Source organism: Actinomadura rugatobispora, from assembly GCF_055379765.1.
Genome location: NZ_AP029191.1, coordinates 9,276,248 through 9,297,559, shown reverse-complemented (window position 1 = coordinate 9,297,559; position 21,312 = coordinate 9,276,248). Strand labels below are relative to the sequence as shown.

At 72.7% G+C, this 21,312-nt stretch carries 19 protein-coding genes; 6 read left to right on the top strand and 13 right to left on the bottom strand.

The window, feature by feature from the left end; translation table 11 throughout:
• Window positions 1–61 precede the first annotated feature (61 nt).
• The 3 genes from ACZ466_RS41875 to hrpA form a co-directional block, all read right to left on the bottom strand.
• Window positions 62–1,507 (bottom strand): PTS ascorbate transporter subunit IIC, encoded by a 1,446-nt coding sequence (locus ACZ466_RS41875; RefSeq protein ID WP_378286779.1) that lies wholly within the window; start codon window positions 1,505–1,507, stop codon window positions 62–64.
• Between the two features lie 148 nt (window positions 1,508–1,655).
• Complete coding sequence (locus ACZ466_RS41870) at window positions 1,656–2,396, bottom strand: GntR family transcriptional regulator (protein ID WP_464041889.1); 741 nt, start codon at window positions 2,394–2,396, stop codon at window positions 1,656–1,658.
• A gap of 146 nt (window positions 2,397–2,542) precedes the next feature.
• Window positions 2,543–6,505 carry an ATP-dependent RNA helicase HrpA gene (gene hrpA, locus ACZ466_RS41865; protein ID WP_378286777.1) on the bottom strand — a complete coding sequence of 1,321 codons (3,963 nt, stop codon included), beginning with the start codon at window positions 6,503–6,505 and terminating at the stop codon, window positions 2,543–2,545.
• Between the two features lie 225 nt (window positions 6,506–6,730).
• Here hrpA and ACZ466_RS41860 point away from each other — a divergent pair, with 225 nt between their 5' ends.
• Window positions 6,731–8,182: a serine/threonine-protein kinase gene (locus ACZ466_RS41860; protein ID WP_378286776.1), complete on the top strand. Its 1,452-nt coding sequence runs from the start codon at window positions 6,731–6,733 to the stop codon at window positions 8,180–8,182.
• Here ACZ466_RS41860 and ACZ466_RS41855 read toward each other — a convergent pair.
• Window positions 8,167–9,630: an NADH-ubiquinone oxidoreductase-F iron-sulfur binding region domain-containing protein gene (locus ACZ466_RS41855; protein ID WP_378286775.1), complete on the bottom strand. Its 1,464-nt coding sequence runs from the start codon at window positions 9,628–9,630 to the stop codon at window positions 8,167–8,169. The two genes, ACZ466_RS41860 and ACZ466_RS41855, sit on opposite strands and share 16 nt — an antisense overlap.
• Entirely contained in the window at window positions 9,627–10,349 is a 723-nt protein-coding gene (locus ACZ466_RS41850) for a hypothetical protein (RefSeq protein ID WP_378286773.1), read from the bottom strand. The genes ACZ466_RS41855 and ACZ466_RS41850 overlap by 4 nt, the downstream gene beginning before the upstream one ends.
• A gap of 200 nt (window positions 10,350–10,549) precedes the next feature.
• Between ACZ466_RS41850 and ACZ466_RS41845 the strand changes: the two genes are divergently transcribed.
• The gene (locus ACZ466_RS41845; RefSeq protein ID WP_378286772.1) at window positions 10,550–12,022 is read left to right on the top strand and encodes a serine/threonine-protein kinase; all 1,473 of its coding nucleotides are present in this window, start codon (window positions 10,550–10,552) and stop codon (window positions 12,020–12,022) included.
• Here ACZ466_RS41845 and ACZ466_RS41840 read toward each other — a convergent pair.
• The 7 genes from ACZ466_RS41840 to ACZ466_RS41810 form a co-directional block, all read right to left on the bottom strand.
• Window positions 11,976–12,194, bottom strand: coding sequence for a DUF397 domain-containing protein (locus tag ACZ466_RS41840; protein WP_378286771.1), 219 nt, complete (start codon window positions 12,192–12,194; stop codon window positions 11,976–11,978). The two genes, ACZ466_RS41845 and ACZ466_RS41840, sit on opposite strands and share 47 nt — an antisense overlap.
• The gene (locus tag ACZ466_RS41835) at window positions 12,191–12,379 is read right to left on the bottom strand and encodes a DUF397 domain-containing protein (protein WP_378286770.1); all 189 of its coding nucleotides are present in this window, start codon (window positions 12,377–12,379) and stop codon (window positions 12,191–12,193) included. The genes ACZ466_RS41840 and ACZ466_RS41835 overlap by 4 nt, the downstream gene beginning before the upstream one ends.
• A complete protein-coding gene (locus ACZ466_RS41830) occupies window positions 12,376–13,182 on the bottom strand; it encodes a helix-turn-helix domain-containing protein (RefSeq protein WP_378286769.1) in 807 nt (268 codons plus the stop codon). Before ACZ466_RS41830 ends, ACZ466_RS41835 begins: the two co-directional genes overlap by 4 nt.
• A gap of 152 nt (window positions 13,183–13,334) precedes the next feature.
• Window positions 13,335–14,447 carry a hypothetical protein gene (locus ACZ466_RS41825; RefSeq protein ID WP_378286768.1) on the bottom strand — a complete coding sequence of 371 codons (1,113 nt, stop codon included), beginning with the start codon at window positions 14,445–14,447 and terminating at the stop codon, window positions 13,335–13,337.
• Between the two features lie 48 nt (window positions 14,448–14,495).
• Window positions 14,496–15,335 (bottom strand): NAD(P)H-binding protein, encoded by an 840-nt coding sequence (locus ACZ466_RS41820; protein WP_378286767.1) that lies wholly within the window; start codon window positions 15,333–15,335, stop codon window positions 14,496–14,498.
• A gap of 74 nt (window positions 15,336–15,409) precedes the next feature.
• Window positions 15,410–16,318, bottom strand: coding sequence for an SDR family oxidoreductase (locus ACZ466_RS41815; RefSeq protein ID WP_378286766.1), 909 nt, complete (start codon window positions 16,316–16,318; stop codon window positions 15,410–15,412).
• The gene (locus tag ACZ466_RS41810) at window positions 16,315–17,082 is read right to left on the bottom strand and encodes an SDR family oxidoreductase (RefSeq protein ID WP_378286765.1); all 768 of its coding nucleotides are present in this window, start codon (window positions 17,080–17,082) and stop codon (window positions 16,315–16,317) included. The genes ACZ466_RS41815 and ACZ466_RS41810 overlap by 4 nt, the downstream gene beginning before the upstream one ends.
• A 67-nt stretch (window positions 17,083–17,149) precedes the next feature.
• On the opposite strand from ACZ466_RS41810, the gene ACZ466_RS41805 reads away from it, so the two are divergent.
• From ACZ466_RS41805 to ACZ466_RS41790, 4 genes are read left to right on the top strand one after another with little or no spacing between them, the layout of a single operon-like run.
• Window positions 17,150–17,908: an enoyl-CoA hydratase family protein gene (locus ACZ466_RS41805; protein ID WP_378286764.1), complete on the top strand. Its 759-nt coding sequence runs from the start codon at window positions 17,150–17,152 to the stop codon at window positions 17,906–17,908.
• A gap of 11 nt (window positions 17,909–17,919) precedes the next feature.
• Window positions 17,920–18,795: a CoA transferase subunit A gene (locus tag ACZ466_RS41800; protein WP_378286792.1), complete on the top strand. Its 876-nt coding sequence runs from the start codon at window positions 17,920–17,922 to the stop codon at window positions 18,793–18,795.
• A complete protein-coding gene (locus ACZ466_RS41795; protein ID WP_378286763.1) occupies window positions 18,792–19,532 on the top strand; it encodes a CoA-transferase subunit beta in 741 nt (246 codons plus the stop codon). Before ACZ466_RS41800 ends, ACZ466_RS41795 begins: the two co-directional genes overlap by 4 nt.
• Window positions 19,529–20,593 carry an NAD(P)H-dependent flavin oxidoreductase gene (locus ACZ466_RS41790; RefSeq protein ID WP_378286762.1) on the top strand — a complete coding sequence of 355 codons (1,065 nt, stop codon included), beginning with the start codon at window positions 19,529–19,531 and terminating at the stop codon, window positions 20,591–20,593. Before ACZ466_RS41795 ends, ACZ466_RS41790 begins: the two co-directional genes overlap by 4 nt.
• Here ACZ466_RS41790 and ACZ466_RS41785 read toward each other — a convergent pair.
• The gene (locus ACZ466_RS41785; RefSeq protein WP_378286761.1) at window positions 20,590–21,243 is read right to left on the bottom strand and encodes an SDR family NAD(P)-dependent oxidoreductase; all 654 of its coding nucleotides are present in this window, start codon (window positions 21,241–21,243) and stop codon (window positions 20,590–20,592) included. The two genes, ACZ466_RS41790 and ACZ466_RS41785, sit on opposite strands and share 4 nt — an antisense overlap.
• Between the last annotated feature and the right edge of the window lie 69 nt (window positions 21,244–21,312).

Genomic DNA, 21,312 nt, shown 5'->3' with positions numbered 1-21,312 from the left:
GACGCCGGATGGGGCGGGCGTCGCGGCCCGGGCGGCGGGCCGGGCCGGGACGCCCGTTCTGTCAGGCCTTCTTGCCGCCCTCGGTGGCGGGCTCGGTTCCGGCCGGGACGGCGTCCTTGGCCGCGGCCTCGCGCCGCTCGCGGCGGCCCAGGATCAGCAGTGTCCCCGCGGTGACGGCCAGGGCCACCACCGGGACGGCCCAGATCGAGGCGTCGCCGACCACCGGGTCGATCGCCTTGAGCAGCCACGCGATGGCGTACCAGTCGGGGTCGGCCAGGGTGGCCAGCTCGGGCGCGGTCCGCTCGAACAGGCCCCAGGTGACGGCCTGCCCGATCGCCAGGATCAGACCCGTGATGACGCCGCCGATCACCGCGCCGCGCCAGCCGGCCACCACGTTGCCGAACAGCGCCGCCGCGCCGCCCACGAAGAACAGCATGATCATGGGCGGGGCCAGGGTGAACCAGCCGGCCGTGGCGAAGACGCCCAGGCAGGCCAGGAACACCGTGGTGGACGCCACAAAGCCGATCATCACGGCGGTGGGCGCCACCGGGAACACCGTCGGGGCGTCCAGCGCGGGCCGGGTGCCCGGGATCACCTTGTCGCTGAAGCCCTTGAACGCGGGCACGATCTCGGCCAGGAACATCCGCACGCCGAACAGCAGGATCGCGATGCCGCCCGCGAAGCGCAGGCCGACCAGCAGCGCCCACACCCAGGGCGAGAGCTTCTCGTCCATCTCGGCGGCCAGCTTGGCCACCACCTGGTCGTCGGCGAAGGCCACCGCCACCAGCATGATGACGGAGATGACCAGGGCGGTGCTGACGTTGACGTCCTTGAAGAACGACAGCTGGCGGGGCAGCTTCACCTTCTCGGTGTCGTGCCGCTCGCGGTCGCCGAACGGGCGGGCGAGGTATCCGGTGGCCAGCGCGGCCAGGGAGCTGGTGTGCGCGAACCCGAACCGGTCGTCGGGCATCACCCGGCGCATCAGCGGCCGCATCCACAGCGGCTGCAGCGTCCAGTACGCGGCCACGAACCCGGCCCCGCACAGCACGAGGGTCAGCTGGTCGGCGCCGGGCGCGATGGTGACCAGCCCGGCGACCACCACGGTGCTGATCCAGAACATCAGGTGCCCGGTCAGGTAGAGGTACCGGGCCGCGGGGAAGATCCGCACGATCGCCACGTGCAGCAGGAACGCCACCGTGATGACCAGCGCGATCGTGCCGCCCTCGCGGCCGAGGAAGTCGGTCAGGCTGTTGTCGGCCTTGGGCGGCGTGGTGCCCATCGCGTCGGCCAGCACGGTCTGGAAGCTGGTCAGCCCGCCGGTGAAGATCTCCACGCCGATGAACAGGATGACCACGCCGATGGTGGCGCGCAGCGCGCCGGCGAGGGTGTCCTCGAAGCGCTTGCGCTGCAGCAGCAGCCCGATCAGCGTGATCAGGCCGATGAGGATGGGGACCTGGCCGAACACGTTGTCGGCCAGGAAGGTGAGGGTGTCCTTGAAGATGTCCACGGTCTGGTCTCCGTTCCTGCGGGGCACCGAATCCCCGGCCGGCGGCGCGGCCGGCCGGGCGGGGGTTCGGGTCTGTCGGTGCGCCGGTGCCCCCGCCGGCGCGGGTGAAGCGGTGGGGCCTGCCGCGGCCCGTTCCTGCCGCGGCCGGTCAGCGCGGGACCGGTTTCAGCTCCAGTTCGAGCCGGTAGCGGTCACCCCGGTAGAGGGAGCGGACGTACTCGACCGGCCGCCCCTCCTCGGTGTGGCTGACCCGCTCGAACAGGAACGCCGGCGCGTGCACCGGAACGCCCAGCACCTCGGCCTCCTCGGCCGTGGTGACGGTGGGCTCGATCGTCTCCCGGCCGGAGGCGAGGACGATGCCGTGTTCCCGCAGCAGGGTGTAGAAGGACCGTCCTTCCAGATCCTCGCGGCGCAGCTCCGGCACCAGCGCCCTGGGGAGGTAGAGGGTCTCGATCGCCATGGTGGCGCCGTCCGCCAGCCGGAGCCGGCGAATGGTAAATACCTCTTCCATCGGGGAGATGGACAGCCTGCGGCCGATCTTCGCCCCGGCGGTCTCGGTCCGGAACGACAGCACCCGGCCCCCCGGGCGCATGCCGCGCCGGATCATGTCCTCGGTGAACGACGACATGGTCAGCGCCACCGCGATCTTGCGTTCGGCCACGTAGGTGCCGCTGCCCTGGCGCCGGTCCAGCAGCCCCTGGGCGGCCAGCTCGTCGATCGCGGCCCGGAGGGTGGGCCGCGACACGCCCAGCTCGGCGGCCAGCCGGCGCTCGGACGGCAGCGCGTCGCCGACCTCCAGGCCCTCCAGCATGGCCAGCAGTTCGCGGCGCACCGCCCGCCGTTTCGTGGTCGCGGGTTCCGGCTCACCGACGGATCGCACGCCGCTCACCTCCCCTTCCCTTCGTACCGTCGGTCCTCAGGTTAGGCTGCGGTCAGCAATTGGTCAATACCACTTTGGAACGGTCTGAGAAAACGCCGAGCACCCGCCCGGAGGACGGGTGCTCGGGGGGAACCCGGGGTGCTCGGGGGTGAACGTCAGCGGGCGCCGTGCTGCGCCATGGCCTTGCGGATCCGCTTGTCGGAGACCGGGTAGCGGGTGCCGAGCTGCTGGGCGAACAGGCTCACCCGCAGTTCCTCCAGCATCCACCGGATCTGCCGCACGGACTCCTCGTCGCGCCGGGCCGGGTGCAGCCGCTGCACGAACAGCCCGTACTCGGCCTCCAGCGCCCCGGCCTGGTTCATGAGCAGCCGGTCGCGGTTCGGGTTCTCGGGCAGCTTGTCGAGCCGGACCTGCAGCGCCCGCAGGTAGCGCGGCAGATCGGGCAGCCGCTGCCGGCCCGTCTCGGTCACGAACCCCGCGTGCACCAGCCCGGTCAGCCGCTCCCGGATGTCGGTCAGCGACGGGACCAGGACGAGGCTGGCCGTGCCGCGCAGCCGCCGGTCGATCTCGTGCGACTCGGCCAGGATCCGCTCCACCTGCGCCACGATCGCGGCGGTGGCGTCGTGCAGGTCGGCGCGGACCCGGTCGTACAGCGCGCGGAAGCCCGCCTCGTCCCAGGCCGGGCCCCCGGCCTCGGCGATGAGCCGGTCGGCGGCGGCCGTCACGCAGTCGTCGAACAGGGCCGCCACCGAACCGTGCGGGTTGTGGCTGAGCGCCAGCTTGCCCTGGTTGGTGAGGCGGCCCTGGATGAGCTTGACCGGGGACGGGGCGTTGAGGAGGATCAGCCGCCGCGTCCCCCGCCACATCGCCGAGCGCTGCTCGGCCTCGGTCTCGTACATGCGGACCGCGACGCTGTCGCCCTCGTCGGTCAGCGCCGGGAACGCCTTGACCTCGTACCCGGCCTGCTTGCGCTCGTAGGTGCGGGGCAGCTCGCCGATCGTCCACTCGCGCAGGCCGGTGCGCTCCACTCCCCCGGCCGTCGCCGCCTTCGACAGGGTGCCGCGCACCTTGCCCTTGAGCCGGCGTTTGAGGGCGTCGAGGTCGGTGTCCTCGGCGAGGGTGCGCTTGCGGTCGTCCACCACCCGGAAGGTGATCCGCAGGTGCGCGGGCAGGCGGCCCAGGTCCCAGGCCTCGCGGGCGATCTGGACGCCGGTCATGTCGCGCAGTTCGCGTTCGAGGGCGTCCAGGAGGGGCTCGGTACGCGGCGTGAGCCGCTCCAGCGCCTTGCGCGCGTAGTCGGGCGCCGGGACGAAGTTGACCCGCAGCTGCTTGGGCAGCGACCGGATCAGCTCGGTGACCAGCTCGCCGCGCAGCCCCGGCACCTGCCATTCGAAGCCGTCCGGGCGCACCTGGTTGAGCACCTGCACCGGGATGTGGACGGTCACGCCGTCGGCGTCGGCGCCGGGCTCGAACTGGTAGGTCAACCGCAGCCCCAGCGGGCCCTGCCGCCAGGAGTCGGGGTAGTCGGCCTCGCTGACGTCCCCGGCGTTCTGGTTGATGAGCATCGACTTCTCGAAGCTCAGCAGGTCGGGCTCGTCGCGCCGGGTCCGCTTCCACCAGGTGTCGAAGTGCCGCCCGGAGACCACGTCCTCGGGGACGCGCTCGTCGTAGAAGTCGAAGAGGGTCTCGTCGTCGACGAGGATGTCGCGGCGCCGGGCGCGGTGCTCCAGCTCCTCGACCTCCTCCAGCAGCGCCCGGTTGTCGTGGAAGAACCGGTGGTGGGTCTCCCAGTCGCCCTCGACGAGCGCGTGCCGGATGAACAGCTCCCGCGACAGCGCGGGGTCGATCGAGCCGTAGTTGACGCGGCGCTGCGCCACGATCGGGACGCCGTAGAGGGTGACCTTCTCGTAGGCCATGACGGCGGCCTGCTTCTTGGACCAGTGCGGCTCGCTGTAGTTGCGCTTGACCAGGTGCCCGGCCAGCGGCTCGACCCACTCGGGCTCGATCTTGGCGTTGATCCGCCCCCAGAGCCGGGAGGTCTCGACCAGCTCGGCCGCCATCACCCAGCGCGGCGGCTTCTTGAACAGCGCCGATCCGGGGAAGACGGCGAACTTGGCGCCGCGCGCCCCCACGTACTCGTTCAGCTGGCGGCGCCGCTGACCGCCGCCACCGCCGCCCTCGTCCTTCTTGTCGGCGTCCATCAGGCCGATGTGCGACAGCAGGCCCGACAGCAGCGCGACGTGGACGCGGTCGGGCGGCGCGTCGGCGGTGTTGGGCGTGACGCCCAGGGACTTGGCGACCTGCTTGAGCTGGGAGTGCAGGTCCTGCCATTCGCGGACGCGCAGGAAGTGCAGGAACTCGTTCTTGCACATCCGCCGGAACTGGCTGCCCGACAGCTCCCGCTGCTGCTCCCGCAGGTAGTTCCACAGGTTCAGGTAGGCCAGGAAGTCGGAGGTGGGGTCGGCGAAGCGGCGGTGCTTCTCGTCGGCGGCCTGCTGGTGCTCGGCGGGACGCTCGCGCGGGTCCTGGATCGACAGCGCCGCCGCGATGATCAGCACCTCGCGGACGCAGCCGTTGGCCTCGGCCTCCAGCACCATCCGGCCCAGCCGCGGGTCGATCGGCAGCTGAGCCAGCCGCCGCCCCCGCTCGGTGAGGCGCTTGCGCGGGTCCTTCTCGGCCGGGTCGAGCGCGCCCAGCTCGTGCAGCAGGTCGACGCCCGCCTTGACGTTGCGGCGGTCCGGCGGCTCCACGAACGGGAACGCGGCGATGTCGCCCAGCCCCAGCGCGGTCATCTGCAGGATGACCGAGGCCAGGTTGGTCCGCAGGATCTCCGGGTCGGTGAACTCGGGCCGGGTCTCGAAGTCCTCCTCCGAGTACAGCCGGACGCAGATGCCCTCCGACACGCGCCCGCAGCGGCCCTTGCGCTGGTTGGCCGACGCCTGCGACACCGGCTCGATCGGCAGCCGCTGCACCTTGAGCCGGTGGCTGTAGCGGGAGATGCGGGCGGTGCCGGGGTCGACGACGTACTTGATGCCCGGGACGGTCAGGGACGTCTCGGCGACGTTGGTGGCCAGCACGATCCGCCGCCCCCGGTGGGCCTGGAAGACCCGGTGCTGCTCGGCCGACGACAGCCGCGCGTACAGCGGCAGCACCTCGGTGGCCTCGCCGCGCCGCCCCCGCAGGTGCTTGGTGAGGGCGTCGGCGGTGTCGCGGATCTCGCGCTCGCCGCTGAGGAACACCAGGACGTCGCCGGGGGCCTCCAGCGCCAGCTCGTCCACCGCGTCGAGGATGCCCTGGATCTGGTCGCGGTCGGGGTCGGCCTTGGCGTCCTCGGGGTCCGACAGCGGCCGGTAGCGCACCTCCACCGGATACGTGCGGCCGGAGACCTCCACGATCGGGGCGTCGTCGAAGTGCCGGGAGAACCGCTCGGGGTCGATGGTGGCCGAGGTAATGATGATCTTGAGGTCGGGCCGGCGCGGCAGGATCTCCCTGAGGTACCCGAGCAGGAAGTCGATATTGAGGCTGCGCTCGTGCGCCTCGTCGATGATCAGCGTGTCGTAGCGGCGCAGCAGCCGGTCGGTCTGGATCTCGGCCAGCAGGATGCCGTCGGTCATCAGCTTGACCAGCGTGTCGTCGCTCGACCGGTCGGTGAAGCGGACCTTGTAGCCGACCGCCTCGCCCAGCTCGGTGCCCAGCTCCTCGGCGATCCGGTCGGCGACGGTGCGGGCGGCCAGCCGGCGCGGCTGGGTGTGCCCGATCGAGCCGAGCACGCCGCGGCCCAGCTCCAGGCAGATCTTGGGCAGCTGGGTGGTCTTGCCGGAGCCGGTCTCACCGGCGACGATCACGACCTGGTGGTCGCGGATCGCCGCCGCGATGTCGTCCTTCTTCTGGCTGACCGGCAGCTGCTCCGGGTAGGTGATCGCGGGCACGGCGGCGCGGCGCCGGGCGACCCGGCGCTCGGCGGCCTCCACGTCGGCGGCGATCTCCCGGGCCACCTGCTCGCGCCGGGACGCGTCGCGCATGTTCTGCGTTCCGTCGATACGCCGGCGGAGCCGGTGCCGGTCCAGCGGCATCAGCTCGGGCAGTCGCGCGCGCAGATCGGCGAGCGGCGCTTTCACAGGAGTCCTCATAAGCTTCGACAAGGATAGGTCGCGGGCCGGAGTGATCTTGCAGGGCGGCCGGGCCGCGCGGCCGCGACCTACGCACGGTAGCCGCCGGGGGCGGGCGGGGGCGATCGATTTTTCCGCCGCACGTGCAACGCGCGCCGGGGGCCGGTCATTCCATCTCCTGCGACAGCTCGGTTACCGTGCGAAGTCGCCGTGCATCGTTCAGGATGGTCGAACATGGGGACTCCACGTGGCGCCGGGCGCTACCGGATCGACAGGCTGCTGGGTTCGGGGGGATTCGCGGCGGTCTGGCTGGGTCATGACGAGGACCTGGACGCCCCGGTCGCGATCAAGATCCTGGCCGATCACTGGACGCTGCGCGAGGACGTCCGGGAGCGGTTCGTCCAGGAGGCCCGGCTGCTGCGGCAGGTCGACTCGCACCGGCTCGTCCAGGTGTACGACATCGGCGAGCTGGACGACGGCCGCCCCTACTTCGTGATGACCTACGCCGACCGCGGCACCATGGAGGAGCGCCTGGACGGCGGGGCGCTGCCGCTGAACGAGGCGCTGCGGGCGGCCCGGGAGATCGCCGAGGGCGTGCAGGCGCTGCACGAGCGAGGGATCGTGCACCGCGACCTCAAGCCGTCCAACGTGCTCATCCGCTCCGCCCAGGGCGAGGGCCCCGGCGAGCGGATCATGCTGTCCGACCTGGGCATCGCCCGCACCGGCGACCGGCTGTCCAGCCTCACGCTGCCCGCCGGCTCCCCCGGCTACATGGCGCCCGAGCAGACCCAGATCGACGGCGCGCCGGACCAGCGGTCGGACGTGTACGGGCTGGGCGCGCTGACCTACCACCTGCTGACCGGGGAGCCGCCGGGCGAGGACCGGCGCCCGCCCAGCGAGGTCGAGCCCGCGATCCCGCCCGCGGTGGACCGGGTCGTGCTGCGCGCGCTGGAGCACGATCGGGACGCGCGCTGGCCGACCGCGGCGGCGTTCGCGAACGCCCTCGACCGCATCACCAGCAGGATCGACACCGACCCCCTGGCGGCGGCCGCCGTGGCCCGCGACCGCCCGGCGAGGCGCCGGGCGCCGGGCCGCCGGACACTGGCGGTGGCCGGAAGCGCGGTCGCCGTCGCGGCCGTGGCGATCGGCGCGGCCTTCCTCGTCCTGGACGACGGCGGGGGACGGGCCGCTGACGCGACCGCCAAGAGAGCCGACCCGCAGGGCCGCTGGCTGCGCACCGATGCCGGGATCCCCTCGCAGTACCGAGCCCTGATCGTCCGGGCGGGCACGTGGTGCGAGATGAAGGGCCTGTCCCCCGCGCTGATCGCGGCGATGCTCAAGGTGGAGAGCGACTTCGACCCAAAGCTGTCGGACCCGCAGATGGACGAGTACGGCATCGCCCGCTGGACGCCGCGCGTGCTCGTCCACTGGCAGCCGGGCGGGCTCAACAACCCGGAGCCGCGCCCGGCCCAGATCACGCCCGAGCTGTCGATCCCCGCGATGGGCCGCTACCTGTGCTTCTGGGGCAAGGACCTGGTCAACGTCCAGGGCGACCCCGCGCTCAACCTCGCCGCCGCGTACCGCACCTCGTCCAAGACCGTGGTGAAGGAGAACGGCGTCCCGGACAAGTACCAGCAGTACACCGCCCGGGTCGCCACCCTCATCGACGCCTACGAACCTCGCTGAGCACGCGGCACGAGGCGCAGCGCGAGCCCGGGGCACCTGGCCACGGCCCGGCGGGCGTCGTCCTCCAGCCGGGCGGGGACCGGCTCGCCGGGGATGACCGGATAGCCGTACTCGTCCATGCGCACCAGCCCGCGCAACACGTCGGCGCAGAGCCCGTGGCCGTCGCAGCGGCTCCAGTCGACCTCCAGGCGCAGCCGCGCGTCGGTGTCGGCGGGCAGCACGCCGAGCACCGGCCGCCCGCAGCCACCGCCGTCGACGTGCCGGGCGGCGTCGGCCGCGAAGACCTCCAGCGCCGACAGGACGAACCGGGCCGTCCCGTCGGGGTGGGCGCACGCGCCGCGCCGCTCGGCCATCCGGGCCGACCGCCGGACGGTCTCGCACGCGGCCGCGGCGTCCCGGCCCTCGGCGAGCGCGGCCAGCGCCCCGGCGAGGTCGGGAAGGCCGAGCCGGCAGGGGCCGCACTGCCCTGCCGACTCGGCCGCCAGATAGCGCACGACCCGCGCGCACTCCCCCAGCGGGCAGGTGCCGCGGCCGAGCGGCATCACGATGCCCGCGCCGAGGGTGCCGCCCACCGCCGCCAGGCCCTCCCGCGACAGCCGCGTGCCGACCGCCGCGTCCCCCGGGATCCAGGCGCCGTGGTAGCCGCCGACCAGGACGCCCTCCCCGGCACGGGTCCCGCACAGGTCCAGCAGGTGGCCGAGGGGCGCCCCGGCCGGGGTCTCCACGACGGCCGGGAAGCGGGCCGAGCCGGTCACGGTCAGCAGCACGGTGCCGGGCTCGCCGGGCGTGCCGACCGATCCATACCGGCGCGGCCCGAGCCCGGCGAGGACGGCCAGCTGGGCGTAGGTCTCGGCGTTGGACAGCAGTGTGGGCATCCCGCCGACGCCCTTGGTGGACGCGCGGACCTTGCGGCCGGGCGGCACCGGCCGCCTGCCGTTGATACCGCGGATCAGCGCGCCGCTCTCCCCGGTGATGAACCGCTCGGGGAGCCGCACGACCCGGGCCCGCCCGTCCAAGCCCCGCTCGGCGAGGGCGCGCTCCATCGACTCGGCGGCGGTCTCGTCGGTCACGCCGAGGACGATCTCGGTGGCGCCGAGCGCGGTCGCGGCCAGGGTGGCGCCGTCCAGGACCAGGTGCGGGGCGCGGCACAGCAGCACCTTGTCCTTGGCGCTCCCGGGCTCGCCCTCGGTGCCGTTGACGACCACGACGGGCCGCCCGCGCCGCCGTGCGGCGTCGAGGACCGCGCGCGCCTTGCGAGCGAACGGGAACGCGGCGCCGCCCCGGCCGTGCAGCCGCCCCTCCTCGGCGAGCGCGACCAGCCGGGCGGCGGTCAGCGGCCGCGGCTCGGGGTGGACGCGGCGGTGCGCGTCCCAGTCCAGACGGGCGGCGCCGTCCAGGCCGGCGGTGAGGCGGGGCGGGCCGAGGTGCCGCACTGCTATCCGGGTCACGGCGCCCGCCTCGCCGCCCGCGCCCGCAGGATCGGCCGGGCGGCCAGCGCGGCCGCGACGCCGCCGAGGCAGCACAGGTAGGCCGCCGTCACCCAGGGGGCGGGGTCGCGCCCGGCGGTGAGGCCGTGGCCGATGGCCAGCGGCCAGGCGGCGTAGGCGGTGAGGTGCAGCGCCCGCCAGGTCCAGGGCCTTCGGGACGCGGCGAACCGTCCTCGCGCGATCCCGCTGGCGACCGCGACGATCAGCAGGTAGAACGCCACGGTGCCCAGGCCGGATTCGCGCGTCGGCAGGAACATCTGGGCGGCGCCGACCCGGTGACGCAGCAGCTGGGTGGCCAGGTGGAGCAGCAGCATGGCGACGGCGGTGAACGCGGCGGCGCGGTGCAGCGCCTGGGCCCGCACCCGGTTGCCCGGGGACAGCAGGGTCTGCTCGGCGGCCAGAACTCCGATCATGACCGAGATCGACAGCGCCACCAGCGCGAAGACGCCGCAGTAGAAGTCGAGGAAGTCACCCACCGCCGCGACCGCCGGGGTGGACCAGCCGAGCGAGATCGCCAGGCCGAGGAGGAGACCGGCGGCGGCAGGCACGGCGAAGGCCCGCAGCACAACGCCCCGCGCCGCGGTCGCGGGCCCTCGCGCACGCCCGGCCCCACGGCCTTCCGGGGCGCCGCCCAGGCCGAAGCCCAGGGTCATCTCGTGCGGCGGGCGGTCGGGATCCATCGCTCGTCAGCACCGGCCTCTCGGAATCGTCCCCTCACGAATCCTGACGGCCTCTACGATGCCCGCTCCGGGCGTCCGGTTCGGTGATTTTCCCGTAACCATGCGTGATCAACGACCAGAAGGCGGCAGGTCAAAGCGACGCCGTGCGATGCCGTGCGATGCCGTGCGAACGGGCCGCGGATCGTCCAAGATGGTCGAACATGGGGACTCCGAGCCGCGCCGGACGCTATCGAATCGACAGGCTGCTGGGTTCGGGGGGATTCGCGGCGGTCTGGCTGGGCCATGACGAGGATCTCGACGCCCCCGTCGCCGTCAAGATCCTCGCCGAACACTGGACCCAGCGCGAGGACGTGCGGGAACGCTTCGTCCAGGAGGCCCGGCTGCTGCGGCGGGTCGACTCGCACCGGCTCGTCCAGGTGCACGACATCGGCGAACTCGACGACGGCCGCCCCTACTTCGTGATGACCTACGCCGACCGCGGCAACCTGGAGGAGCGCCTGGCCTCCGGGGCGCTGCCGCTGGACGAGGCGCTGCGGTTGGCCGGGGAGATCGCCCAGGGCGTGCAGGACCTGCACGAACGCGGCATCGTGCACCGCGACCTCAAGCCGTCCAACGTCCTGATCCGCGCAACCTCCGCCAAGGGCGGCACGGGCGAGCGGATCATGCTGTCCGACCTGGGCATCGCGCGCACCGAGGACCGGCTGTCGAGCCTGACACTGCCCGCGGGCTCGCCCGGCTACATGGCGCCGGAACAGACTCAGATCGACGGCGCACCAGATCAGCGGTCCGACGTCTACGGGCTGGGCGCGCTGACCTACCACCTGCTGACCGGGGAGCCGCCGGGCGAGGAACGGTGCCCGCCCAGCGAGGTCGAGCCCGCGATCCCGCCGGCGGTGGACCGGGTCGTGCTGCGCGCCCTGGAACATGATCGGGACGCGCGCTGGCCGACGGCGGCGGCGTTCGCAGCGGCCCTCGACCGCCTGAACAGCAAGATCGACACCGATCCGCCGACCGGTGCCGCCGCGGCCCCCGATCGCCGTCGGCGGCCAGGCCGGCGGACCCTGCTGGCCGCCGGGAGCGCGGTGGCCGCCGCAGGGGTGGCGGCGGTCGCGGCCTTCCCGACCCTGGGCGACGGGGACGGGGAGGGACGGGCCTCCGACGCGGCCAACGCGGGCACCGACCCGCGAGGCCGCTGGCTGCGCACCGACGCCGACATACCGGCCCAGTACCGGACCCTGATCGTCCAGGCGGGCACGTCGTGCAAGGTGGAGGGCCTGTCCCCGGCGCTGATCGCGGCAATTCTCAAGGTGGAGAGCGGCTTCGATCCGAAGCTGTCCGATCCGGGCATGAACGAGTACGGCATCGCCCGCTGGACACCGCGCATGCTCATGCACTGGCAGCCGGGCGGGCTCGGCAACCCCGAGCCGCGCCCGGCCCAGATCACGCCAGAGCTGTCGATCCCCGCGATCGGCCGCTACCTGTGTTACTGGGGCAAGGACCTGGCCGACGCGCCCGGCGACCCCGCGCTCAACCTGGCCGCCGCGTACCGCACCTCGGCCAAGATGGTCCGGGAGTCGCTCGGCGTACCGGAGAAGCACCAGGCGTACATGGCGAGGGTCGCCAATCTCATCGAGATGTACGAACCCGCTGACCGGTCAGGCGACCCGCCCTGATCCCGGCGACGACGTCCGCGAACACGTCCCGCCGCAAGATCAGCCTCGGCCCGTCCGGATCCCTGGAGTCCCGCACACCGACCCCCAAACCAAGATCCGCCGGCTCGACGCACTCGCTCTCACCCGCGCCAGCACTGCGGCTGGACTTGCGCCAGTGGGGGGCGCTTTTCAATAGCTCGCCTTGATCGCGCGGACGAGCTCCCCGAACTCGCGCCGCTCCAAGACCAACTTCGACCCCTCCGGGTCCTTCGAGTCACGCACACCAATCGCGGCAGCAAGATCCACCAGCTCGACACAGTGGCTTTCTCCAGAACCAGCACTGTGGCTGGACTTGCGCCATTGGGGGGTGGTGTTCACAGGCCCTCCATGATCGTTCTAATGAGTTCCCTGCTCTCACCGACAGGAAGGGCGTTTCCCGAGATGCGGCCGAACTGTATCGAGAGCCAGTTCACCTGGTCAGTTGGTTCGATGATGTGGCCGCCGACTTCGGTTTCCACATACCCGAGGTCCGCCTCCTCGTCGTAGGTGAGCAACACGAACATACCCCGCGGGAAGACTGCCCTACCCGTTGGCACGACGTTGATTACCACGTTGAGCAGTTCGGACAACTCAAGCAGCTGAGCGAGCTGCTCCTTCATCACCTGAGGGCCGCCGACCACTTCACGCAGCACCGACTCACGGAACACGGACACTACGTGGGGCGGGCTCTCTCGCGTAAGGACATCCTGACGGCTCATCCGTACCGCAACGTATTCCTCGATCTTGCCCGGCGGCTCATAGCTACTGATCAGGTACCGCGCGTAAGACTCGGTCTGGAAGAGCCCGTCGATGTGCAGCGGGTGGTAGGCGCGGATCGCGCGTGCGAGGGACTCCAGATCGGTGTACTTGCGGAACGGGGACCGTTCGACCTCGCGGCTGATGTCGTGGTAGCAGTCCTCGAAGTAGGCGATTTCGGTGAGGTCGAAGAGTTTGTCGAGGCGTTGGGCGGTGTCCAGGCGGGGCGGGAGGCGGAGCGTCTCGATGGCTGTGATGCTCTCGCGCGAGATGTAGCAGGCGGCGCCGACCTGCTGGGCGGACATGCCGCGCTCGTTGCGGAGTTTCCGGAGGCGGTAGGCGAACTTGGCGGCGGCGGACTCGTGGGGCGTCTCGGGTACGGACATCGGATCCTCCCGGCTCGACGGTCGTCTTGGTAATGCCTTGACAACCGAACGTAACGGGGTTTTCTCCATGGTCAAGGGCGAAGAGGACGGGAAATCACCGTTTCGTCGCACGCATCCCTGTTATTGGTTCCGATACCGCGGCGGGACGATCATCACGACAGGTCGTCGTGCAGCGCGCGCATGAACTTCTCCCGGCGCCGCTTGTCGGTGTCCCGCCATTCGTGCGCGCAGGAGGTGCACCGCCAGTTGGGGTCGTTCGGGCGGACCTCGCTGCTGGTCCTGAGCCGCGCGACGAGGCCCTGCTCCTCTGCGCGCATCATCGGGGTTCCGGGGAAGTGCAGGCCGCCGACCAGCGGGATCGGCGTTCCGGCGCACTGCGGGCACGGTGGCGCGGTGGCGGGTGGGACCAGGGCGGGGAGCCTCCGGCCGGGCAGGGCGAACGCGTGGACACGCTGCGCGGCGCAGCCCTGGCAGGTGCCGAGGTACTGGGAGACCAGGTGATCGTCCGCCTCGGTCACGATGTTGCGCCACCACCAGCGGAATTCACCGCAGGGGCAGGTCCGGTGGGCGGCCTCGGTGAGGGCGCTGATGTTGGAGTCGTGGCCGTGTTCGACCGGCGGCTGCCGGAAGGCGTCGATCGTTTCGGCGGGATCGGCGAGCCCGTACCGCTTTCGCTTCCATGCCATGTCCTCGGGGCCCCGGTAGCCCTTTCCGGCGCATTCGAGGCATGTGCCCGGACCGGCGTTGGCCGCGGCGCATTCGCACCGTCCGTAGCCGCGGCGGCTGCGGCTGCGGGCGGTGCCTTCGCATTCCAGGCACACGGTCCAGCCGTGGCAGTATTCGCACACCACGCCGACGCCGCCGACCGTGCTGGCGGTGAAGTGGGGCTGCCGGAGATCCCGTTCGGTGAACACGACCGGGGTCCAGCCGGTGAACGTCACCATCCCGGCCCCCTGCCCCGCGTACACCATGACACTGAAGTCGTCGCCCGTGGCCGACGCGCGGATCTCTCCGGGGTGGGCCTTCCAGTGGTGTCCGGGCCATCCCGCCGCCTCGAAGGCGTTCAGGGCGGCGTCGACGACGGGTTCGGCGGGGCGGTCGTCCGCGCCGGTGGCGACCAGGAACAGGGCGCGGTGGCCGACCGGTTCGGGCCCGTGCAGCAGTACCGGGTCGGTCCACTCGCGCACGATCACCGGGGGACGCTCCGGGTAGGCCGCGGCGGCGGCCTCCAGCATCCGTTCGCGGAGGAACGCCTCAGCGGACATCACCGGCGCCTCCCTGCAAAATGATCTCTGTTCGCAGGCTACGCCCGTTCAGGACGCCGGCGGGTTCCAGACGCCTGTGGCGGCCGTCTCCTTGACGTAGTCGGCGAAGGGGCGCGGGTCGCGGCCGAGGGCGCGGCGGACGCCGTCGCCCACCCGGTCGCCCGCTCCCTGGCGGAGGGTGTCCATGAGGTCGGCGACCTCGTCGCTCAGGTCATCGGGGAATCCCCCGGAGCGGAGCAGTTCGGCGTAGGCGGTCTTCTCCAGGGGCGTGTAGCGGATCTCCCGGCCGGACGCGGCGGCGATCATCTCGGCCACGGTGCGGAACGACAGCGGCTCGGGGCCGCTCAGCTCGTAGGTCTCCCCCGCGTGGCCGTCGCGGGTGAGGGCGGCCACGGCGACGTCGGCGATGTCCTCGGCGTCCACGAACGCCTCGCGGCCCTCGCCGGTGGGCACCGCCAAGTCGCCCGCCAGGATGGGCGGGAGGAGGTAGTCCTCGCTGAAGTTCTGCGAGAACCAGGCGGGCCGCAGGATCGTCCATTCGGCGCCGGAGGCGCGCACGGCCTCCTCGGCGGGTTCCTGGCCGTGCACGACGTCGCCGTCCTTCGTGCGCGCCGACAGCAGGACGAGCCGCCGGACGCCCCTGTCCACGGCCTGGCCCACGAAGGCGGCCACGGCGGCCATGTCGACGTACTCGGCCATCGGCACGAGGTAGACGGCCCCGGCGCCGTCCAGCGCGGGGCCCCAGGTGGCGCGGTCGTCCCAGTCGAAGCGGGTTCCCGTGGTGCGGGAGGCGGCCCGGACGGGGGCGCCGAGGGTCTCAAGGCGGGCGGCGACGCGGCGGCCGGTCTTGCCGCGGGCGCCGATGACGAGGATCGGTGAGTCGTTCATGGGATCGATCCCACCGCCGCGGGACGCGTTCCTCCATGGGCGTCCGTCCCGCGGGCATGCGTGATCGTCCCCGGTCAGGTGGCGCCGTAGACGGGTTCGGGCTCGGGGGTCTGGGCCAGGAGGTCGCGGACGGCGGCGCCGACGTCGGCGGGGTCCCAGCGGGCGCCCTTGTCGATCACGGGGCCGTGGCGGAAGGCGTCCATCACGCAGATCCGGCCGCCGTCGGTCTCGAAGATCCGGCCGGTGACGGCGCGGGAGTCCGCCGAGCCGAGCCACACGACCAGCGGCGAGACGTTCTCGGGGGCCATCGCGTCGAACTCGCCCTGGGCCGGGCGGGCCATGGTCTCGCCGAACACGTCCTCGGTCATGCGGGTGCGGGCGGAGGGCGCGATCGCGTTGACGGTGACCCCGTACCGGCCGAGTTCGGCGGAGGCCACGAGGGTCAGCCCGACGATCCCGGCCTTGGCGGCGGAGTAGTTGCCCTGGCCGACGCTGCCGAGCAGCCCGGCGCCCGAGGAGGTGTTGATCACGCGGGCGTCGACCGGGCGGCCGGCCTTGCTCTCGGCGCGCCAGTGGCGTCCGGCGTGCTTGAGCGGCAGGAAGTGGCCCTTGAGGTGGACGCGCATGACGGCGTCCCACTCGTCCTCGGAGAGGTTGATCAGCATCCGGTCGCGCAGGAACCCGGCGTTGTTGACCAGGACGTCCAGCCGTCCGAACGCCTCCAGCGCGGTGGCGATCAGCCCTTCGGCGCCGTCCTCGGTGGCGATGTCGTGGGGGCTGGCGACGGCCCGGCCGCCCAGGGCCTCGATCTCCTTGACGACCTCCTCGGCCGGGCTGGCGGTGGCCTCGCCGGTGCCGTCCCGGGCGATGCCGAGGTCGTTGACGACGACGAGGGCGCCCTGGCGGGCGAACTTCAGCGCGTGGGCGCGGCCCAGGCCGCGCCCGGATCCGGTGACGGCGACGACGCGGTCCTTGCAGATCACTTGGGGTCCTCCTTGTTCGCGGTGGCGGCGTCCAGGAAGGCGGGGCGCTCTCCCCCGCCGTGCATGGTGAGGGTGGCCCCGGTGATGTAGGCGGCCAGGGGGGAGGCGAGGAAGGCGCAGACGCGGCCGACCTCGTCAGGGAAGGCCATCCGCTGGACGGGGATGGTGCGCTCGATCGCCTCGACCCCGCCCTCGTCGCCGTAGTGCAGGTGGGACTGCTCGGTGCGGACCATGCCGAGCTTGAGGGCGTTGACCCGGACGCGCGGGGCCCACTCGACGGCCAGCGAGGCGGCCATGCTCTCCAGGCCGGCCTTGGCGGCCCCGTAGGCGGCGCTGCCGGGCGAGGGGCGGGTGGCGCTGACGCTGCTGATCATGATGACCGCGCCCCCGGCCGGGGGCATCCGCTCGTACATGACCTTGGACATGATCAGCGGGGCGGTCAGGTTCAGCTCGATGATCTTGGCGTGGGTGCGCGGGTCGCCCTCGGCCAGCGGCAGGAACGGGGTGCCGCCCGCGTTGTTGACCAGGACGTCCACCCTGTCGAGGCTCTCGGCGAAGGCGCGGGCGGCGGACGCGTCCCGCACGTCCAGGGAGGCGAAGCGGGCGGTGCGCCCGGCGGCCTCGGGGAGCCGGTCGGGCTCGCGGCGGGCGACGGCCACCACCTCCGCCCCGGCCTCCAGGAACGCCCGGCTGATGCCGAGGCCGACACCGCGCACGCCCCCGGTCACCACCGCCACCTTGCCCGTCAGTTCCGGTACCGGCACGTCGCTCCCCTCTCCAGGTCGCTCTGCTACCTTCTGTTCTAACAAATGTTTGGTGGAAAGGTAGCGCATGGGAATCTCCACCACGAGCCGTCCCGGCGGGGTCGCCGAGATCGTCGTCGACGCGCCGCCGGTCAACGCGCTGACCGTCCAGGGCTGGTACGACCTGGCCGACGCGGTCACCGCCGCCGGGCGCGACCCCGCCACCGGCGCCGTCGTGCTCCGCGCGGAGGGGCGCGGCTTCAACGCGGGCGTCGACATCAAGGAGATGCAGTCCACCGAGGGCCACACCGCGCTGGTCGGCGCCAACCGCGGCTGCCACGCCGCCTTCGCCGCCGTCTACGACTGCGAGGTCCCCGTGGTCGCCGCCGTGCACGGCTTCTGCCTGGGCGGCGGCGTCGGCCTGGTCGGCAACGCCGACATCGTGGTGGCCTCCGACGACGCCTTCTTCGGGCTGCCCGAGGTCGACCGGGGCGCGCTGGGCGCCGCCACCCACCTGGCGCGGCTCGTCCCGCAGCACCTGATGCGCGCGATGGTCTACACCTGCCGCACCGTCACCGCCGCCGAGCTGCACCACCACGGCTCGGTGCTGGAGGTCGTCGCGGCCGAGAAGCTGCTGGCCACGGCCCTGGAGGTCGCCGGGACGATCGCCGCCAAGGACCGCTACGTGATCCGGCGGGCCAAGGAGTCGCTGAACGGCATCGATCCGGTCGACGTCAAGCGCAGCTACCGCTACGAGCAGGGCTTCACCTACGAGCTCAACCTGGTGGGCGCGGGCGACGCGCACCGCGAGGCGTTCGTCCGGCGAGGACGGGAGGACGGCCGGTGACCGGCACCGCGATGGACAAGGTCATGAGCGTCGAGGAGATCGCCGGAACGCTGGAGAGCGGGATGACGATCGGGATCGGCGGCTGGGGCTCGCGGCGCAAGCCGATGGCGCTGGTCCGCGCGATCTGCCGCTCGGACGTCACCGATCTGACCGTGGTCTCCTACGGCGGGCCCGACGTGGGGCTGCTGTGCGCGTACGGCAAGGTCCGCGCCGTCGTCGCCCCGTTCGTCACGCTGGACTCGGTGCCGCTGGAGCCGCACTTCCGGATCGCCCGGCAACGCGGCACGGTCGCCTTCACCGAGTACGACGAGGGCATGTTCATGTTCGGCCTGTACGCGGCGGCGCACAGACTGCCGTTCCTGCCCACCCCGGCCGGGCTCGGCTCGGACGTCCTGAGGGTCAACCCGGGCCTGCGTACGGTGTGGTCGCCGTATCCGGACGAGGACGGGAACGTCCAGGAGCTCATCGCCGTCCCGCCGCTGAAGATGGACGTCGCGCTCGTCCACATGAACCGGGCGGACGCCCGCGGCAACGCCCAGTACCTCGGGCCCGACCCCTACATGGACGACCTGTTCGCCAAGGCGGCCGGGCGCACCTACGTCTCGTGCGAGCGGCTCGTGGAGGAGCCCGGCGCGCTGCTGAAGGAGGGCCCGGTGCAGTCGCTGCTGATCAGCCGCTCGCACGTGGCGGGCGTGGCAGAGACCCCGAACGGCGCCCATTTCACCCTCGGCGAGCCCGACCACGGCCGCGACGAGGCGTTCCAGCGCCTCTATGTGGAGTCGGCCACCGATCCGGAGAAGTGGGCGGCGTTCCGCGACCGCTTCCTGTCCGGCGACGAGGCCGCCTACCAGGACGCCGTCCGGACCTGGCGAGAGGAGCGCTCATGAGCGTGACGAGGGCGGAGGTGTGCGCGGTGGCGTGCGCCGAGCTGTTCCGCGGCGACGGCGAGATCGTGGCGGCGGCGGTCAGCGGGACGGTGCCGATGCTCGGCTCCCGGCTGGCGCGCAGCACGTTCGAGCCGGGGCTGCTGACCACCGACGGCGGCCCGGCGCTGACCGCCGAGCCCGTCCCGCTGGGCGCGACGGCGGACGGCTCGGCCGCCGGAACCGAGGGCTGGCTGCCGTTCCGCGACCACCTGTGGCTGGTGCTGAACGGGCGGCGGCACGTCATCCTGGGCGCCAGCCAGATCGACCCGTACGGCAACTCCAACATCTCCTGCATCGGCGACTGGGAGCGGCCCAGGTCGCAGCTGCTCGGCATGCGCGGCGCCCCCGGCAACACGCGTGTCAACACCACCAGCTACTGGATCCCCAAGCACTCGCCGCGCGTGTTCGTGGAGAAGGTCGACTTCGTGAGCGGCATCGGCTGGGACCGCGGCGCGTACGAGATCCGCGCGGTGGTGACGAACCTGGCGGTGCTCGACTTCGCCACGCCCGACCGGAGGATGCGGCTGCGGTCCGTCCATCCGGGGGTGGAGGTGGAGGACGTCGTGGCCGCGACCGGGTTCGAGCCGGCGATCCCCGACGAGGTTCCCCAGACACGGCTCCCCACGGACGAGGAACTGCGGATCATGCGGGACGTCCTCGACCCGCGCGGCCTGCGCGAACGCGAGGTCGCGTCATGACCGAGGCGGTCCTGGACACCCCGCTGACGCGCCTGGCAGGCGTGCGGCATCCGGTCGTCCAGACCGGGATGGGCTGGGTGGCCGGGCCGCGGCTGGTGTCGGCGGTGGCGAACGCGGGCGGCCTGGGGATCCTGGCGTCGGCGACGATGACGCTCGACCAGCTGGGCGCGGCGATCCGCGAGGTCAAGGAGCGGACCGGGGAGCCGTTCGGGGTCAACCTGCGGGCCGACGCCTCCGACGCGGGCGAGCGGATCGACCTGCTGGTCAGGGAGGGCGTGAAGGTCGCCTCGTTCGCGCTGGCGCCCAAGGCGGAGCTGATCGCCCGGCTGAAGGACGCCGGCGTGGTGGTGGTCCCGTCGGTGGGCGCCCGGCGGCACGCCGAGAAGGTCGCGGCCTGGGGCGCCGATGCCGTGCTGGTGCAGGGCGGCGAGGGCGGCGGGCACACCGGCCCGGTCGCCACCACCCTGCTGCTGCCCCAGGTCGTGGACGCGGTCGACATCCCGGTGATCGCGGCGGGCGGGTTCTTCGACGGGCGCGGGCTGGCCGCGGCGCTGGCGTACGGGGCGGCGGGCGTCGCGATGGGCACCCGGTTCCTGCTGACCGCCGACAGCTCGGTGCCGGAGGAGGTCAAGCAGGTCTACCTCGGCACCCGCGAGACGGTGGTGACGCGGCAGGTCGACGGGATGCCGCACCGGGTGCTGCGCAGTGACCTGGTGGACGCGCTGGAGCGGTCGGGCCGGGCGGGCGGCCTGGTGCGGGCCGTCCGCAACGCGGCCCGGTTCCGGAGGCTGTCGGGCATGTCGTGGCGGGCGATGATCGCCGACGGGCGGGCGATGAAGCACGGCAAGGACCTGTCGTGGTCGCAGGTGCTCATGGCCGCCAACACCCCGATGCTGCTGAAGGCCGCGATGGTGGACGGCCGGCCCGACCTCGGGGTGATGGCGTCCGGGCAGGTGGTGGCGGTGATCGACGATCTGCCGACGTGCGAGGAGCTGATCGGCTCGATTGTCGGCGGAGCGGTGCGGGCGATCGAGGGGCAGCGCTCCCACCTGGCGGGTTAGCGGCCGGTGTGCACGATCTCCCGCTGCCACGCGTCGCGCGGCTGGACGTGCAGGCGCCAGTAGTGCTCGGCGATGTCGTCCGGGTCGAACGCGGTCCCGGTGGCGACGGGCCCGTCCACGGTCACCGTGGCGACGTGCACTCCGGACGGGCCGTACTCGGCGTCCAGGAGCCCGACCAGCGCCCGCACCCCGGCCTTGCCGAGGGAGAGGCTGACGTAGCGCGGGTCGGGCTCGGGCATCCCGCCGGTGACGATGTAGGTGCCGTGCCCGCGTCCGGCCATGCCGGGCGCGACGTGCGCGGCCGCGTTGACGGCGCCGACGACGTTGACCGCCCAGGCGGCCTGGTGCTCGCGGACCGACAGCTCGCCGGGCGCGTCGGGCCGGATCACGGCGGCGTTGTAGACCACGGCCTCGGGCGGGCCGAACGCGCTCGCGGCGGCGTCGAGCGCGGCCCGGAGCCCGGCCTCGTCGGTCACGTCGGCCGTCAGCGCCAGGGCCCGGCCCCCGGCCCGCTCGATGTCGGCGGCGACCGCCTCCACGGTCGCGGCGCTCCGGGCGACGACCGCGACCGGCAGCCTCTCCCGCGCGAACCGCAGCGCCACCGACCGGCCGATCCCCGGCCCCGCCCCGATCACCACCGCACCCGCCATCTCCGGCCTCCTCGCCTGGTCCTACTGGGTGTCCGGGCCGACGTTAGGGCTTCACACCGATGTGAGGGT

Excerpts from the sequence above, each read along its gene's own strand:
- ACZ466_RS41860 (WP_378286776.1), top strand. The coding sequence starts at position 6,731 with ATGGGGACTCCACGTGGCGCCGGGCGCTACCGGATCGACAGGCTGCTG.
- ACZ466_RS41850 (WP_378286773.1), bottom strand. The coding sequence starts at position 10,349 with ATGGATCCCGACCGCCCGCCGCACGAGATGACCCTGGGCTTCGGCCTG.
- ACZ466_RS41845 (WP_378286772.1), top strand. The coding sequence starts at position 10,550 with ATGGGGACTCCGAGCCGCGCCGGACGCTATCGAATCGACAGGCTGCTG.
- ACZ466_RS41830 (WP_378286769.1), bottom strand. The coding sequence starts at position 13,182 with ATGTCCGTACCCGAGACGCCCCACGAGTCCGCCGCCGCCAAGTTCGCC.
- ACZ466_RS41825 (WP_378286768.1), bottom strand. The coding sequence starts at position 14,447 with ATGTCCGCTGAGGCGTTCCTCCGCGAACGGATGCTGGAGGCCGCCGCC.
- ACZ466_RS41820 (WP_378286767.1), bottom strand. The coding sequence starts at position 15,335 with ATGAACGACTCACCGATCCTCGTCATCGGCGCCCGCGGCAAGACCGGC.
- ACZ466_RS41805 (WP_378286764.1), top strand. The coding sequence starts at position 17,150 with ATGGGAATCTCCACCACGAGCCGTCCCGGCGGGGTCGCCGAGATCGTC.
- ACZ466_RS41800 (WP_378286792.1), top strand. The coding sequence starts at position 17,920 with ATGGACAAGGTCATGAGCGTCGAGGAGATCGCCGGAACGCTGGAGAGC.
- ACZ466_RS41795 (WP_378286763.1), top strand. The coding sequence starts at position 18,792 with ATGAGCGTGACGAGGGCGGAGGTGTGCGCGGTGGCGTGCGCCGAGCTG.
- ACZ466_RS41790 (WP_378286762.1), top strand. The coding sequence starts at position 19,529 with ATGACCGAGGCGGTCCTGGACACCCCGCTGACGCGCCTGGCAGGCGTG.
- ACZ466_RS41785 (WP_378286761.1), bottom strand. The coding sequence starts at position 21,243 with ATGGCGGGTGCGGTGGTGATCGGGGCGGGGCCGGGGATCGGCCGGTCG.